The sequence below is a fragment of the Bacillus sp. NPDC094064 genome (assembly GCF_050279585.1).
Lineage (GTDB): Bacteria > Bacillota > Bacilli > Bacillales > Bacillaceae_G > Bacillus_A.
This window is the reverse complement of record NZ_JBNNUI010000006.1, coordinates 140,165-155,246: the sequence shown is the minus strand read 5'-3', so window position 1 is coordinate 155,246 and position 15,082 is coordinate 140,165. Positions and strand designations below refer to the sequence as shown.

Here is a 15,082-nt window from a genome sequence, read left to right as displayed (position 1 = left end):
GTTCTCTCCCTCCTTAGTAAAATGTCATATGAGATTTCTCATCCCTATAATAATTTAGGCGGTCCTGTAACGTCCCTGAATGAAACTCAAACTTATGACCATCAGGATCAACAAAATATAGAGATTCACAATCTCTTACATCTCGTTCTCTTCCTTGTAAAACAGGAATATTATTTTCTTCTAACCGCCGCAGTAAACTTGCTAAGTCTTCTTGTTCAACAGAAAATGCAATGTGCGTATAAGATTGATGGATTTCATTTCTCGGAATATGTGTCTCTTCATTAAGTGCTATCCATACTCCACATATGTTAAAATAAGCTAGTTTTCTCCCTTTAACTAATAATTCTCCTTCTAGTACTTTTTCGTAAAATGTAATAGATTTCTCTAAATTAGATACCGAAAAACAAAGATGATTAATTCCCTTTAACAACTGTACTTCCTCCCTATACAAATAAAAGATGAGCGAAAATTCACTCATCTTTTATTATACTATTTTTTTGTAATATATGCCCATTTATAACTAAAGTCCCCACCAAACGTATGATTTGCAATACCTTTTACGTAAGGTTTCTCTAAATAAGCTGTACTTTGTTGGTACGCAGGAGAAATAGCAGCATCTTGACCAATTAAGATTTTTTCAGCTTCCGCAAGTGCTTTCCAGCGTGCTGCGTCATCTTTTAATAGTTCTCCTTTAGATTTCGCTACTAAATCATCATACTTTGGATTTGAATAATCCATTTCATTAAACGAACTTCCTGTCACGAACATATCAATATAAGTCATTGGATCTGGATAATCTGGACTCCATGCAGATAATGAGAATTCATATTCAAATTTCTTTTCTAAATCTAATTTCTGCTTATATGGTTGTTGTTTCAAATTCACTTTAATACCAGGTAAGTTTTTCTCAAGTTCTGCTTTAATAAAGTCGCCCACTTTTTTACGACTACCGTTATCATCATTTAGTAACTCTACTGTAATTGTATCTTGACCAAGCTCTTTCTTCGCTTCTTCCCATAGTTTTTTTGCTTTCGCTGCATTATCTTTACTATCACGGAAGTTTTTATTTACAGAGCGGAAGTCTTTTCCATCCGGACCTGTCGTAAATTTCTCAGGTACTAGGAAATATGCTGGTAATGAACCGTCATTTAAAATAACATCAGCAATTCCTTTTTTATCGTACGCTAAATCAATCGCTTCACGAACCTTTTGGTTTTTAAATGTTGCATTTTTTTGATTAAAACGTAAGAAATACATACGTGGGTCTAGCTTCGTTTTAAATTCATCTGGTTTATTCTTTTTATATTTATCAACAAACTCAGAACTTAAAATAACACGGTCTGCTTGATCACTGTCATATAAATTCACTCCAGTGCTCGTTTCCTTCACGATACTTACATTAATTTCTTGTAACTTTACAGCCTCTTTATCCCAATAATTTGGGTTTTTCTTTAACTGGTAACTTTGTTCATGTTTCCATTCACTCATTGTAAATGGTCCATTGTACAATAATTTATCTGCTTCTAATCCGTATTTATCCCCTTGTTCTTTTACATACTTTTCATTTAATGGGAAAAATGTAGGGAAGGACGTAAGCTCAAGGAAATAAGGTGCTGGTTGTTCTAATTCTACTACCAATGTTTTATCATCCTTCGCTTTAACACCTAATTGATCTGACGGTAATTCCCCTGTATTTACTTTCTGTGCATTTTTCACATCAAATAAAATGAATGCATATTCAGCAGCTATCGCTTTATCTAATGTACGTTGCCAAGCATATACGAAATCTTGTGCTCGAACTGGATCACCATTGGACCACTTTGCATCACGTAATTCAAATGTATATGTCTTTTTATCTTCACTAATCTTCACATCTTTTGCCATACCTGGCGTTGGTTTATTATCTTTATCTAGACGATATAACCCTTCCATTGCATTTACAAATACACGGAAAGATACAGAATCTGTTGATTTAGATGTATCCATTGAAGGAATTTCAGCTGTTTCTAGTAAATTTAATACTTGCTTATCTGCCACTCCCTTATCTGATTCTTTCTTCGTTGTCGAAGCCTTCTCCCCAGTTCCACACCCCGCAACCAATACACTAGTTGATAACGCAAGTGCAGCAATTGTTGTTGTCTTTTTCTTCATTCTTCCTTCCCCCAATCTATATGTATAAGTTAAAGCCTGTATAATACACTTCATTATACAAAAGATTCTGATTATTTTAAATATTTATTTTAATAAAAATACAAAAAGCAGACAGAAATCACTTTCCATCCGCTTTTTTTGTATAACATTCACTTGTAATCCATCCTCAATGTCAAATGGGTTTTGAACCTTAAATATATCGTCCATCATCTTCAAAAACTCTTCTTCATTTTTAGATTCGCCATTAATTGAAAGTGAGTATGGCTCAACTTCACCTAATTTATAATCAACAACAAATTGAATTATCACCTGCTGTTTTGGCATCCCAGGGCTATACCCTTGGAATTCTACTAATTCTAGCCCTTCCGTCCCGCGATAATATATCCACTCTGGTTTTTGAAAATAATTTTCAAATGATTCACCAATTGAAAAGAATGGATATTCATAAAGCGAGTTTGTACGAACCTTTTGAATAATATCTCGATCAGTTGGAAAAAAGAAATGGCTAAAGAAAATAGTAGCAACTGCTAACATAGTAACGATTGTCGCTCCCATTTTACTTGTGCCGCCACTATCACGAATGAGATATTTTTCAACCGATTCATCTTTTATTCCCCGTGCTTTTATTCTATATATACGCCTTTCTGCAAATTGATAATATAGTCCATTCGCAAAAATCCCCATCCCAAATAGAATAAATATGAGTAATAAAAATGTAAGAGGTACCATATTAATGATTGGTAATGCTACATTAAACCCCATATAATATGAAAATGCATCACATACTACTAATAATAGTAAAAACAACGCAGCAGGAACATAATGCTTACGATATCCAAGCCAACCCACATTGAAAATAGCAGCCCAACCATTCCAGCTCCACCTAGCAATCCGCTTATTTTCAAGCTCCCATTTTCTTTTATAATACGGGGACTGCCCCCCTACATATACTTCTAATTCTTTATCTATTAGCGAGCTTCCTTCATCTTGTTCATTATGTAAGTTACTCTGACACCTTGCACAATTTAACTGGCCATCCGCGCAAGGTTGTCCACAATTTATACATTCCAAAACAATCCCTCTTTCCATCCATACTTCATTTCCAAATCCCTTCGTGTTTTAACAACCACTCTTTCCTCCATAAACCACCCGCATACCCAACAAGCTTTCCGCTTTTCCCTATTACACGATGACACGGAACGATAATTGAAATGGGATTACGACTATTTGCTCCTCCTATCGCTCGTACAGCTTTCGTATTTCCAACTTTCTCCGCAATATCTAAATATGAAGCACTTACGCCATAAGGAATAGTATAGAGCGCATCCCATACATTTTTTTGGAATGGTGTTCCCTTAGCAGACAGTGGGACCGTAAACTCTTTTCTTTTCCCTTTAAAATATTCATCCAACTCATTTATACATTGATCTATCATTTCATTTTTATGTTCTTCTTGTCTCTCATCAACAAATATAACAGACGTAATTCCTTTATCGTTCGCTGTAATTTCTAGCAAGCCTAATTCACTTTCATAATAAGCCTGGTACATATGTCATCCTCCAATTCAATTCATATTAATTATTGTAACACGAATAGACAAAATTTTTCGTATAAGCGTTTTATTAGGGAAACAAAAAAGAGAATGGTAAAATGTAAGAAAATTAAATCAAGGAGGCTATTTGATGCATTCCAAACTTTTTTCACCCTATACAATTAAGAATGTTACACTAAAAAACCGTATCGTCATGTCGCCTATGTGCATGTATTCTTCAGAAAATGAGGATGGCCAAGTAACTAATTTTCATCTCATTCATTATGGAACAAGAGCTGCCGGTCAAGTCGGTTTAGTGATGATTGAAGCAACAGCTGTATTACAAGAAGGACGAATTTCTAACAAAGACTTAGGTATATGGGATGATAGCCTAATTGAAGGCTTACATAAAACGACAACATTTATACATGATAATGGTGCAAAAGCCGCCATTCAACTCGCTCACGCTGGAAGAAAAGCTGAATTAGCAACAGATGCGTTAGCACCTTCAGCAATTCCGTTTAATGAAACAATGAAAATACCAGTAGAAATGAGTATACAGCAAATTAAAGACACCGTATTAGCTTTTCGAAAGGCTGCACTGCGTTCAAAACAAGCAGGTTTTGATGTTATTGAATTACACGGCGCTCACGGTTACCTTATTAACGAGTTTCTTTCTCCACTTTCCAATAAGCGGACTGATGAATATGGAGGTTCATCTGAAAATCGCTATCGTTTCTTACGTGAAATCATTGACTCTGTAAATGAAGTTTGGAACGGACCGTTATTTGTTCGTATTTCAGCAAATGATTATCATCCTGACGGGTTAACAGTTCAAGATTACGTTCAGTATACAAGATGGATGAAAGAACAAGGGGTAGATTTAATTGATTGTAGTTCTGGCGCTGTTGTACCAGCACGCATTGATGTGTATCCCGGATATCAAGTACAATATGCTAAACATATTAAGGAGCATGCTAACATTGCAACAGGTGCAGTTGGATTGATTACGACCGGGGCACAGGCGGAGCAAATTTTAAATAATAGCGAGGCAGATTTAATTTTTATCGGACGTGAGTTACTTCGCAATCCATACTTCCCAAGAATAGCAGCCAATGAACTTGGTTTTGAATTACAAGAACCGTATCAATACGAGCGAGCTCCAGGGAAAATCAGTACGGATAAATAAAACCGAGAAGTCATTCTTCTCGGTTTCATTTATTTTATCGATGTAATTTCATTTGAATTATACATATGAATACCCGATTCTTCTCGCAGCGCGGTTATATACATCCCTTTCGCCACATCTTTAGCCGAAATTGGTTTATACTTTTTGAAAGCCCCTTTAAAGATAAAAGGAATAATACGAGATAATTTTTCAGCCATTCGTTCACCAAAACGAAATTCTTGTCGATTCCCTACTAATAAAGATGGCCTAAAAATGTGAATACCACCGATCACTAATTTTTGCAGTTCCTCTTCCATTTTGCCTTTCACTTGTGAATAAAAGAAAAATGATTTAGGATTTGCTCCCATAGAAGACACAACAAGGAAATTTTGAACCCCTTGTTTTTCAGCTAGACAAGCTGCTCGTAACGTATATTCATAATCTACTTTTTTGAAATTCGCCTTTGTTTTTGCTTTTTTTATTGTTGTTCCTAGGCAACTAAAAACATCATCTACAGCAAAAAACTCTTTATATTCCTCTAGTACAGAAAAATCTACTTGCTTTTGCTGTAACTTTTCATGCTGCCATTGCATTGTTTCTCTTACAAAAATAGTAACCGAATCGTAGTAATCTGATTCAAGTAATAGACGCGTTATCTCTTGTCCAACTAAGCCACTTGCACCAAGTACTAACGCTGTTCGCTTATTCATATATGTGTATACCTCTTTATTTACTATTCTCTCCTATTGCTAATCGCCACTAACAGGAGTTTCCGTTCTTCCATTTTACCATAAGTAAAGCACTATGCGTACGCATAGTGCTTTACTTACTCATTTTTCTCATCTTTCTCTGGCAATTTCGTTATTGTTGATGCATTCCCTAAATTACTTATTAATCTTCTTAAAAAAATTAAAACTAAAGCTAATGGGAATACTACCGCTAATATCAATAATATAGCTTCCGTTATATATCCCAAACACTCATCCCCCTCCACGCCCTCCTTTCAAATATATGAACGCAGCGTTGTCACATATGCATGCATTAGCAAAAATAATACATCTATATTTGACAACTTTATAACAAAATCAAATCGGAATGATTATTATTTATTGCAACTTTATGAAAGATGTATTATACTAAGTTCGCAAACTAAAACGTAATTATTCCGTTTTGTATTAAAATGATATTTTTCTTCTATAATTGGGGAAAATATATCCGTATAAAAGAAAAGAGGAGAACTTCATGCCTAAGAGATTGACTATATTTTCATTCTTACTTATTTTCACTTTAATGTTTACTGGCTGCTCAAATAAAAAAGAAAGTACTGCCAAGAAAGATGGAAAGCTAACTGTTTATACAACCATCTTCCCTCTTGCTGATTTCGCAAAAAAAATTGGCGGCGACTATGTAACAGTTGAAGCAATTTACCCACCCGGTGCAGATTCACATACATTTGAACCAAGTCAAAAACAAACAGTACAAGTTGCAAAAGCCGATTTATTTGTTTATAACGGCGCAGAATTAGAACCATTTGCCGAAAAAATGGAAAAATCATTAAAAAAAGAAAACGTAAAAATTGTAAATGCATCTAAAGATATCGAACTGCGTGCCTCATCTGAAGAAGAGCAGCATGATCATGGAGACGGTCATAAAGAAGATGAACATCATCACGATAAAGATCCACACGTTTGGATAGATCCTACTCTTGCGATGAAACAAGCAGAAAAAATTAAAAATGCACTTGTAGAATTACAACCGGAACATAAAAAAGAGTTCGAAAAAAACTTTGCAGCACTACAAACAAAATTTACTGATTTAGATGATCAATTTAAAGCTGTCGTTGCAAACGCAAAAACGAAAGAAATATTAGTTTCACATGCAGCTTATGGCTACTGGGAACAACGATACGGTTTAAAACAAATCCCAATCGCTGGAATTTCAGCATCTGATGAACCATCTCAAAAACAGCTTGCTGACATTACAAAAACAGTAAAAGAACATAATTTAAAATATATTTTATTTGAAACATTCTCTACTCCAAAAGTAGCATCAGTTATTCAAAAAGAGACCGGTACAACAGTCTTACGCTTAAATCATCTTGCTACTATTTCTGAAGACGATGCGAAAAACAATAAAGATTACTTCACTTTAATGGAAGAAAACGTAAATACATTAAAAGAAGCGACAAACTAACCAATTATATTTTCTAGTCGGCTAAATATGTCATTTAGCCGACTTTTTATGTTCTTCTGCTTGACTAGACTGAATTAACAAGTAAAATTATCCATATTAGCTTTTAAGCTATATTAATTTAGAAGGTGAGTTGGAATTATGAATCTTCACATTTGTGAAGTAACAGCAAAAAATTGGCGTTCAGTAGTTGCTTTAAACGTCGCAAAAGACCAGCAGCAATTTATTGAAAGTAATGCGTTTTCTTTAGCAGAATCATTATATGAAGGAAACGGAACGTCAATAGGTTTATATGATGGAGAAACACTTGTTGGCTATGCAATGTATGGATGGTATTGGAAAGAGCGTAAAAGTGTTTGGCTAGATCGCTTTATGATTGATCAACAATATCAAGGAAAAGGATACGCAAAACGTTTCCTTCGCTTACTCATTCAATTCTTACAAGAAAAATTTGAATGTAATATAATTTATTTAAGTTTACATCCAGACAACAAACTTGCAATGGGACTATATGAGTCATTTGGTTTTCGTTTAAACGGCGATATTGATGATGAGGGTCCAGTTGTAGGTGAAGTCATGGAATTACTTTTAGATGAAAATACAAGCCTGTGAAAACAGGCTTTTTATAATCCTTCGTTTTTTACAATCTAGCATTTTTCTACAAAGTACTTAGTTAAGTCAAAAAAATAAGTCTGCAATATACGCAGACTTATTTCACACATTCCTTAAAATATTCTTGGAACCATTCTTTATTGATATCTTTACCGATGAAAACGACTTCACTTACTCGCTCTTCGCCTTCTTGCCACTCTCTATCGTACGAAGCAGCAAACAGTGTATGTACACCTTGGAAAACGATGCGTTTATCTACTCCATCAATCGATAAAATTCCTTTGTAACGATATAAATATTCCCCTAGTTCTTGAACAACAGCTGACATCCACTCATTCAGTTTTTGCAAATCTAATGGGCGCTCTTCACGTAATACAAATGATTTTACTCCTTCTAGATGGTTATGTTCTTTATGAGGGTATATTTGTAACGTATCTTTCGTTTTAAACGTTTGAATTTGTAGTAACGATGGAATATCCACCTCACAGTTAGTCGCCTCGATTAACTTTGCAGTTGGGTTAATACCTTGCAGTTCCTGCAATAGATTTTCCTTTTCACTTTCATCCACTAAATCTAATTTATTTACTAGAACGACATCAGCAAATGCAATTTGTTCTTTTGCTTCTAATCCTTTTGCAAAGTGTTTATGTATATGGTAACTATCTACTACTGTTACAACACCGTTAATTTGGTATGCAGATTGAATAACAGGATCTAAAAAGAATGTTTGAATAATCGGACCTGGATTTGCAAGACCTGTCGTTTCAATTACTAAGCCATCAAAGTCCATCTTCCCTTCTGCTTTTACGTCCAGTAATTGTTTTAACGCAACAAGTAAATCTTCACGTACAGTACAGCATAAACAGCCGTTTGTCATTTCCATAATTTCTTCTTCAACATTCATAATCAACTGATTATCAATACCGATTTGTCCTATTTCATTTACAATCACTGCTATTTTCTGACCGTGATTCTCTGATAAAATACGATTTAATAATGTCGTTTTCCCTGATCCAAGAAAACCAGTTAATATTGTTACTGGAATCATTTCGTCCTCTCCTTCTAGCTATATGTTTTCACATTATAACATATGAACACTCCCCCACTTAGCAAAGCTTGAAGTGGGGGTTTCTAACGTTTCGACCTAACGGACGATTAACGTCAGGGGAGTTAACACATTAGCGAGCTGTTTCACGCCTAACCCCTCTATCCCATTTGTCCATGCATTTGGGATTACTTTTCGTAAAATGTTAGCCGCAGCATTTACATCTGCATTAATTAAAGTTTTATTTGCTGAACGATATATGCCGCGCTTTATTCGTTTTCCTGAAAAAGTTGTATTTTGGTCATTTTCTCTATACGTTGGAATGAAGTCGTTATCCAGAAAACTTGCTTTCGATGTATATGATTCTTCAGTTACAACAACTTGAATGCCTACAGCATTTGCTTTGTATGTAATCATTTGAATCAGTAAACTATGTGGAATATGACAAAACGATTGGTTATTTCTTTTTCCCATATTCGTTTCTTGTTTCCAACTTTTGTTGTGACCAATAACGATTTTACAAACTTCTTCTTCTTGAGCTAGTTTTACGATATGGTGACTAACTTTATGGAAGACGTCTTTTATTTTCAAGTAACGTTTTTGATGAAGTTTTTCTATCCTTTTAGAAGTAAAAGGTCCTTCATTAGTTTGTTTTCCATTTCTAAGAATGCTTGTAAAATGACTCTTCATTTTGTTGTAATATTGATTTATGCTTTTGACATGTTTGCCCTTAACAAGGACAGGTTTCATACCTGTGTTTGTTACGATGGTTGCAAGGTTATCAATACCTAAATCAATACTCATATAACTAGCATTCTCTTCAATAATTTGTTGTTCAGAAGGAACATCAATTACCAATTCCACTATATATTCATTGTATTTTGGAATCACACGAACTTGTTTCAGTTTACCTTCAGTGAAACCTAGTTTCCCAATATTTAATTGCAATTTCGTCTTTGGAAACTTTAAAAATCTACCGTTTTTAATGATGCAATCTTGGTTTGTATACAGAATCTCTTTTTCAGAAGAACGAATATACTTTGGAATCCTAGGCGTTCCAGCATATTTGTTTGGATTCTTTTTATAGTCTTTTAAACTAGCAAAAAAAGATTTCCAATTTTGGAACAAACCTTTCATGATTGACTGGCTACATTGCGTAGGCAAAGCTCGATAATCATTTTGAATCATAGCCTTAAATAGTGCATCTAGAAAGTTGTAATCTACATAAGGTTTTTCAAAATTAGGTTCTGAAAACAAATTACATGTAATCTCTTTCTGTTCTTCTTTAGGCTTTAATTTCTCTTTTTCCAATTTCTTCTGATAGGCAAGAAGTTGTGTGTCATTCATCTTACCAATATTTTTATGAATATTATCCAGAACTTCTTTTTGCAAAGGCTGCAACTCTTTTTCTTGTGTTAATCCAGTGTACACCTGGCGTATATAAAAGTTTGTGGTGTTGTACATATTCTTAGCGTTATGACAACATTCTTGAAAATAAGAATACATACGATGCCCTTTTTTAATCCAGATTTGAAGAGTTTTATAGTTTGATGGATTTTCCTTTGTCATTTTATTCACCTCCTTGTTAAGGATATTATAGCAAAAACAGAACGTACGCTTCCGTTTTTCTTGAAAATAAAATATTTCTTTCGATTCACCTCACCACCTTCACTTACGTTTAGAGGTGGGAGCCCTCTCGAAAGGCATGATAGAAAAAATTGTTTTTATAGCAAAACATATTTATTGTTTGTACGTACCTCAAACTATATAATAATATGTAGTAAGAAAGCCTTTTCAAAATAATAATCATTCATCAGGGGGTTACTTATAATGGAACGAGTTCAAATGGCCGAAACTCTAGAGTTTTCTCGTATTATTCAAGGTTTTTGGCGTTTAGCAGAATGGAATATGACAAAGCAAGAGTTACTTTCTTTCATTGAAGCTTGTATGGATATGGGGATTACTACTTTCGATCACGCTGATATTTATGGCGGTTATACGTGTGAAGGACTGTTCGGAGAAGCATTACAACTCAAACCTTCTTTACGCGAAAATATGCAAATTGTCACAAAATGTGGAATCGCTCCCCCATCACCAAAATTTCCAGAGCGATATGTTGCTCACTACAATACAAGTACTGAACATATTATAAAAAGCGCGGAGGATTCATTGCAAAACTTACATACAGATTATATTGATGTATTACTGATCCATCGCCCTGATCCATTTATGGATCCAAATGAAGTGGCAGAAGCGTTCTCGCGCTTAAAGCAAGAAGGAAAAGTCCGTCACTTCGGTGTATCTAACTTTTTACCTTCACAGTTTAATATGTTAAGTTCCTATTTGGATTTCCCGCTCATTACAAATCAAATCGAAGTATCTGCGATGCAGCTTGAGCACTTTGAAAAAGGGACAATTGATTTATGCCAAGAAAAACGAATCAATCCAATGATTTGGTCACCTCTTGCTGGTGGAGAAATCTTTACTGGTCAATCAGAACGCACCGTACGTGTACGTGAAACTTTACAAAAAGTTGCAACTGAGCTAGGTGTTAATAGCATCGATACTGTTATGTACGCATGGTTACTCGCTCATCCAGCTAATATGATGCCAATCGTTGGCTCTGGCAAATTGGATCGAGTAAAAACGGCTGCGATGGCAACAAAAGTTAATTTAGATCGCCAACAATGGTTTACAATTTTCGAAAGCTCTAACGGTCATCCCGTACCATAATATAAAAAAGAAGAGCTGTTTTTTTACAGCTCTTCTTTTTTATATGTATTTCTCGTCATTGCAAACACACACATATCCCTTAATCTGTTGCTATCTACCGCAACACTGGCACTTTCTAAAATACCCTCTAATTTAAAGCCTAATTTCTCTGGTATCGCTCTACTCTTCTTATTTAGAGAATCACAACGAATTTCTACGCGGTTTGCTTTTAGTTCAGAAAAAGCGTAATCTGTTATACCTTTCGCAGCCTCTACCATATAGCCCTTTCCACTAAACCTTGAATCAATCCAATACCCGATTTCAAATTGAGGTATATCCCAGTTAATACGATGTAATCCGCTAGATGCAATAAATTCACCTGTTTCTTTCGAAAAAACTAACAATCTCAAATCCTCACGCTGCAAAAATTGAATATGTGATTTTCTAATACTCTCTTCTATTTCTTCCGCTGTTTGCTCTTTTTGTGCAAAAACCATCCAAGGTTTTAATTCTTGCATTGAAGCTTGAATTGCATCATATACCACTTTACCGTCACCGGGTTTCGGCATTCGAATAAATAGCCTTTCAGTATAAAATTCAGAAGGAAAATCAAATAATAACGGATTCACTGTCAACACTCCCTATAATTCTTTTGTATATATAATACTATCCATCTCAAATTATACAGTAAAGAAATTTCTGAATTTTAAACATTTTGTTCATTCACCTCTACTGCAACACGAACTCCAGATTCAATCGCACCTTGTATCCATCCGTGATATAACGTTGTATGATCGCCGGCAAAGTATATTCTTCCCTCTGGTTTTACAATGACTGGCTGTAATTCAGATTCTTGACCAGCTTGAAAAAGAGCAAATCCTCCAAGTGCATATGGATCTAACGTCCAACTTTTTGATATTCCAGACAAGAACTCATCATATACTTGACCACCTAATATCGTTGCTAAGTTGTGTAATGTGTAATAAATTCGATCACCCTTTGATAACCCATCCCATAACAATGCATCATAAGACCATGTATAACTTCCTAACATCATAGCAGGTCCTTTCTCTCCAATTCCATGGCTTGGATAATAGGCGTAACGAATTGGCAAATCTGTTATAATTCTGCCACCTAATTGCCCCTGTTCCTCCCAAAATCGACTTTTAAATTGAATTCCTATTTTCGTCGCAGGCATATAATGTAATTCACGAATTGCTTTCCATTTTTCATGAGATATAGAATCAAATGGATCTACTTCCACAAAACGCATCGTCGAAAACGGAATGGTAACAATAACTAAATCTCCTGTTATACTACTATATTCAAAAGTTTCCTCGTCCCGATAGAAAGCTGTCACTCCGTTATCGTGTTGATGTAGCTTCATAAGTTTTTGATTATATATAATATTTTCTTTTAATTGTGGCAAAAAAGACTTTGGTAATCTATCATTCCCGCCTACTATTTCACAAAATCCGCTCTCCTCTTGCATAATGTATAAAAAGCGTAACGTCTCAACGAATGACCTTTCCAAAAATCCTTCTAAATCTAATAGAACACCAATCATCTCAATCGTTACTGGTGAAAAGTAAGTATTATATTGATAAGGGTGATATTTTAAAAATTGACCTGTAGAATATCTCCCAAAGTCCTTTACTACAACATCCCAATTTTTCTCTGGATTCTTTTTTATAAAATTTATAATGGGTTGTACTGCTAACAATAATAGTTCCTCAGACGTTTTCCCGACTTCATTCATTTCCACAGGATACTTTAATATACTTGGATCTTTTTCGTATTGCTGTAATGTCGTTTTCCGACCATTTACGTAAATGATATCTGTCTCATTCCTATTAATAAAAGGGCTTACCTGTAACCCAAACCTTTTTATATACGCCATCGTTAAAGTGTGCGCATACGGAATTCTCATCGCTCCAACATCTAAATATAATCCGGTATCTTCCATTCTAACTGTCTCTATGCGCCCACCTACGCGATTATTTGCTTCAAAGATCTTCACTTCATGTCCTGCATCCTTTAATAAAGATGCTGAAACTAATCCAGCCATACCAGCCCCTACTACAATAATTTGTTTTGGACGTGCCGTCTTCTTCAATCCCTTATTTATAACTTGTAACATTTCATCCATCGCAGTGTTATACATTATATCTTTCTGCACAATTCCACCCCTCATTTCACCAAATGGGCATTAGTGGTTTAGTGCATTTTATTCATAAATCTCCACAAACATAACACCGTAGCAATTGAAATATTCACTAAAAGTACATAAGGAATAACTCTCACCTTTCTTCATACTTCGTATAATATAGCAACTGCAAAGAAGGAGTGGTTAAAAATGAAACATACTTACGACTACCATGCTACAAAAAAGCATTTAGAATTAAAGAAACAAAACTTATGTAAAAAACTTAGCGATATGAAACTATCTGCAAAAGAACGTGAACAGATTAGACGTGAAATTGACAACTATGAATATATTTTAAACCTAGTCGAAATGAATCATTATGAGCGAGGGTTCTCTCGTTAAAAGTGAATATAGAATGTATCCACTTTTCATTTTGAGCATTTCATTACGCATTTTTCGTAAGTAAATATATAATAGGATGTACATTAAGAATGAGAGGTATATTCTATGATCAAATTAAGTGTGTTAGATCAATCACCTATTTCAGATGGTAGCACAGCAATTGAAGCTTTTTCACATACAGTTACGCTTGCACAAGAAGTTGAAAAACTCGGGTTTACACGTTTTTGGGTATCCGAACACCATAATTCCATAAGCCTCGCTGGTTCAAGTCCAGAAATACTTATTTCTCATCTCGCAGCGAAAACGGAGCAGATTAGAGTTGGTTCGGGTGGTGTTATGTTACCGCATTATAGCCCATATAAAGTTGCGGAGAATTTCCGCGTTTTAGAAGCTCTTTATCCAAATCGTATCGACCTCGGTGTTGGTAGAGCACCTGGTGGTATGCCCATAGCAACTCGCGCACTGCAAGAAGGAAAAATGGTCTCACTTGATCAATATCCAGAGCAAATTGCAGATGTTGCCATGTACTTACATGATCAAGTACCAGAAAACCATCATTATGCAAATTTAAAGGCTACTCCAGTTATTCCAACATCTCCTGAAATGTGGATGCTCGGTTCTAGCGGAGAAAGTGCTAAAATTGCCGCAAACAATGGAGCCTCTTTTGCATTTGCACAATTTATTAATGGCTTCGGAGGTCCGGAAGTTATGAGGGCTTATCAAGAACAATTCCAACCTTCCTATTTAGGAGATAAACCAAAATCAATTGTCGCTATTTTTGTTATATGCGGAGAAACAAATGAGGAAGCGGAAAGAATTGCTTCTAGTTTAGATTTATCAATCTTATTACTAGAGCAAGGAAAACGAACGACTGGTACACCTTCTATCGAGACTGCTCAAAATTATTCATACAGTGCTTATGATTTATTCCGTATTAAAGAGAATCGCCAACGTATAATTGTGGGTGATCCATCTTCTGTGAAAAAACAAATCGTAAACTTAAGTAAAGCGTACAATACTGATGAATTTATGATTGTCACGATTACTCATCAATTTGAACATAAATTACAATCTTATCGCTTACTAGCAAATGCTTTTAATTTATAATAGTAAAAGGGAGATACA

At 35.0% G+C, this 15,082-nt stretch carries 16 protein-coding genes; 6 read left to right on the top strand and 10 right to left on the bottom strand.

Features of this window, described 5'->3' with window-relative positions; translation table 11 throughout:
* Nucleotides 1-13 precede the first annotated feature (13 nt).
* The 4 genes from fosB to ACQKNI_RS15425 all read right to left on the bottom strand — a co-directional run bounded on the left by fosB (nt 14) and on the right by ACQKNI_RS15425 (nt 3,700).
* Nucleotides 14-430 carry a FosBx1 family fosfomycin resistance bacillithiol transferase gene (gene fosB / locus ACQKNI_RS15440; protein ID WP_088230515.1) on the bottom strand — a complete coding sequence of 139 codons (417 nt, stop codon included), beginning with the start codon at nt 428-430 and terminating at the stop codon, nt 14-16.
* A gap of 59 nt (nt 431-489) precedes the next feature.
* Nucleotides 490-2,151: a peptide ABC transporter substrate-binding protein gene (locus tag ACQKNI_RS15435; RefSeq protein ID WP_098840901.1), complete on the bottom strand. Its 1,662-nt coding sequence runs from the start codon at nt 2,149-2,151 to the stop codon at nt 490-492.
* 84 nt (nt 2,152-2,235) lie between these two features.
* Nucleotides 2,236-3,222: a DUF2628 domain-containing protein gene (locus ACQKNI_RS15430; RefSeq protein WP_395941401.1), complete on the bottom strand. Its 987-nt coding sequence runs from the start codon at nt 3,220-3,222 to the stop codon at nt 2,236-2,238.
* Between the two features lie 25 nt (nt 3,223-3,247).
* A complete protein-coding gene (locus tag ACQKNI_RS15425) occupies nt 3,248-3,700 on the bottom strand; it encodes a methylated-DNA--[protein]-cysteine S-methyltransferase (protein WP_088230518.1) in 453 nt (150 codons plus the stop codon).
* 133 nt (nt 3,701-3,833) lie between these two features.
* Here ACQKNI_RS15425 and namA point away from each other — a divergent pair, with 133 nt between their 5' ends.
* Nucleotides 3,834-4,871 (top strand): NADPH dehydrogenase NamA, encoded by a 1,038-nt coding sequence (gene namA, locus ACQKNI_RS15420; RefSeq protein ID WP_098357641.1) that lies wholly within the window; start codon nt 3,834-3,836, stop codon nt 4,869-4,871.
* Between the two features lie 29 nt (nt 4,872-4,900).
* Here the strand turns inward: namA and ACQKNI_RS15415 are convergent, their stop codons facing one another.
* A complete protein-coding gene (locus ACQKNI_RS15415; RefSeq protein WP_088230520.1) occupies nt 4,901-5,560 on the bottom strand; it encodes an oxidoreductase in 660 nt (219 codons plus the stop codon).
* 116 nt (nt 5,561-5,676) lie between these two features.
* Nucleotides 5,677-5,826, bottom strand: a complete 150-nt coding sequence (locus ACQKNI_RS15410; protein WP_088230521.1) for a hypothetical protein — start codon at nt 5,824-5,826, stop codon at nt 5,677-5,679.
* A gap of 266 nt (nt 5,827-6,092) precedes the next feature.
* Here ACQKNI_RS15410 and ACQKNI_RS15405 point away from each other — a divergent pair, with 266 nt between their 5' ends.
* Nucleotides 6,093-7,043, top strand: coding sequence for a metal ABC transporter substrate-binding protein (locus tag ACQKNI_RS15405; RefSeq protein ID WP_088230522.1), 951 nt, complete (start codon nt 6,093-6,095; stop codon nt 7,041-7,043).
* Between the two features lie 138 nt (nt 7,044-7,181).
* Nucleotides 7,182-7,652, top strand: coding sequence for a GNAT family N-acetyltransferase (locus ACQKNI_RS15400; RefSeq protein WP_088230523.1), 471 nt, complete (start codon nt 7,182-7,184; stop codon nt 7,650-7,652).
* 97 nt (nt 7,653-7,749) lie between these two features.
* On the opposite strand, the gene ACQKNI_RS15395 is transcribed toward ACQKNI_RS15400, so the two are convergent.
* Nucleotides 7,750-8,700 carry a CobW family GTP-binding protein gene (locus tag ACQKNI_RS15395; protein ID WP_098840899.1) on the bottom strand — a complete coding sequence of 317 codons (951 nt, stop codon included), beginning with the start codon at nt 8,698-8,700 and terminating at the stop codon, nt 7,750-7,752.
* Between the two features lie 96 nt (nt 8,701-8,796).
* Nucleotides 8,797-10,266 carry an RNA-guided endonuclease InsQ/TnpB family protein gene (locus ACQKNI_RS15390; protein ID WP_098882942.1) on the bottom strand — a complete coding sequence of 490 codons (1,470 nt, stop codon included), beginning with the start codon at nt 10,264-10,266 and terminating at the stop codon, nt 8,797-8,799.
* Nucleotides 10,267-10,527: 261 nt separating this feature from the next.
* On the opposite strand from ACQKNI_RS15390, the gene ACQKNI_RS15385 reads away from it, so the two are divergent.
* Nucleotides 10,528-11,430 (top strand): aldo/keto reductase, encoded by a 903-nt coding sequence (locus tag ACQKNI_RS15385; RefSeq protein ID WP_088230526.1) that lies wholly within the window; start codon nt 10,528-10,530, stop codon nt 11,428-11,430.
* 23 nt (nt 11,431-11,453) lie between these two features.
* On the opposite strand, the gene ACQKNI_RS15380 is transcribed toward ACQKNI_RS15385, so the two are convergent.
* Nucleotides 11,454-12,038, bottom strand: coding sequence for a GNAT family N-acetyltransferase (locus ACQKNI_RS15380; RefSeq protein ID WP_098252256.1), 585 nt, complete (start codon nt 12,036-12,038; stop codon nt 11,454-11,456).
* Between the two features lie 77 nt (nt 12,039-12,115).
* A complete protein-coding gene (locus ACQKNI_RS15375) occupies nt 12,116-13,588 on the bottom strand; it encodes a flavin monoamine oxidase family protein (protein WP_098357184.1) in 1,473 nt (490 codons plus the stop codon).
* Nucleotides 13,589-13,765: 177 nt separating this feature from the next.
* Between ACQKNI_RS15375 and ACQKNI_RS15370 the strand changes: the two genes are divergently transcribed.
* Both ACQKNI_RS15370 and ACQKNI_RS15365 read left to right on the top strand, forming a co-directional pair.
* On the top strand, nt 13,766-13,957 hold the full coding sequence (locus ACQKNI_RS15370) for a DUF3896 family protein (RefSeq protein ID WP_088230528.1): 192 nt from the start codon (nt 13,766-13,768) through the stop codon (nt 13,955-13,957).
* Between the two features lie 105 nt (nt 13,958-14,062).
* The gene (locus tag ACQKNI_RS15365) at nt 14,063-15,064 is read left to right on the top strand and encodes an LLM class flavin-dependent oxidoreductase (protein WP_088230529.1); all 1,002 of its coding nucleotides are present in this window, start codon (nt 14,063-14,065) and stop codon (nt 15,062-15,064) included.
* Nucleotides 15,065-15,082: the final 18 nt, after the last annotated feature.

Excerpts from the sequence above, each read along its gene's own strand:
- ACQKNI_RS15435 (WP_098840901.1), bottom strand. The coding sequence starts at position 2,151 with ATGAAGAAAAAGACAACAACAATTGCTGCACTTGCGTTATCAACTAGT.
- ACQKNI_RS15425 (WP_088230518.1), bottom strand. The coding sequence starts at position 3,700 with ATGTACCAGGCTTATTATGAAAGTGAATTAGGCTTGCTAGAAATTACA.
- namA (WP_098357641.1), top strand. The coding sequence starts at position 3,834 with ATGCATTCCAAACTTTTTTCACCCTATACAATTAAGAATGTTACACTA.
- ACQKNI_RS15415 (WP_088230520.1), bottom strand. The coding sequence starts at position 5,560 with ATGAATAAGCGAACAGCGTTAGTACTTGGTGCAAGTGGCTTAGTTGGA.
- ACQKNI_RS15405 (WP_088230522.1), top strand. The coding sequence starts at position 6,093 with ATGCCTAAGAGATTGACTATATTTTCATTCTTACTTATTTTCACTTTA.
- ACQKNI_RS15400 (WP_088230523.1), top strand. The coding sequence starts at position 7,182 with ATGAATCTTCACATTTGTGAAGTAACAGCAAAAAATTGGCGTTCAGTA.
- ACQKNI_RS15395 (WP_098840899.1), bottom strand. The coding sequence starts at position 8,700 with ATGATTCCAGTAACAATATTAACTGGTTTTCTTGGATCAGGGAAAACG.
- ACQKNI_RS15390 (WP_098882942.1), bottom strand. The coding sequence starts at position 10,266 with ATGACAAAGGAAAATCCATCAAACTATAAAACTCTTCAAATCTGGATT.
- ACQKNI_RS15385 (WP_088230526.1), top strand. The coding sequence starts at position 10,528 with ATGGAACGAGTTCAAATGGCCGAAACTCTAGAGTTTTCTCGTATTATT.
- ACQKNI_RS15370 (WP_088230528.1), top strand. The coding sequence starts at position 13,766 with ATGAAACATACTTACGACTACCATGCTACAAAAAAGCATTTAGAATTA.
- ACQKNI_RS15365 (WP_088230529.1), top strand. The coding sequence starts at position 14,063 with ATGATCAAATTAAGTGTGTTAGATCAATCACCTATTTCAGATGGTAGC.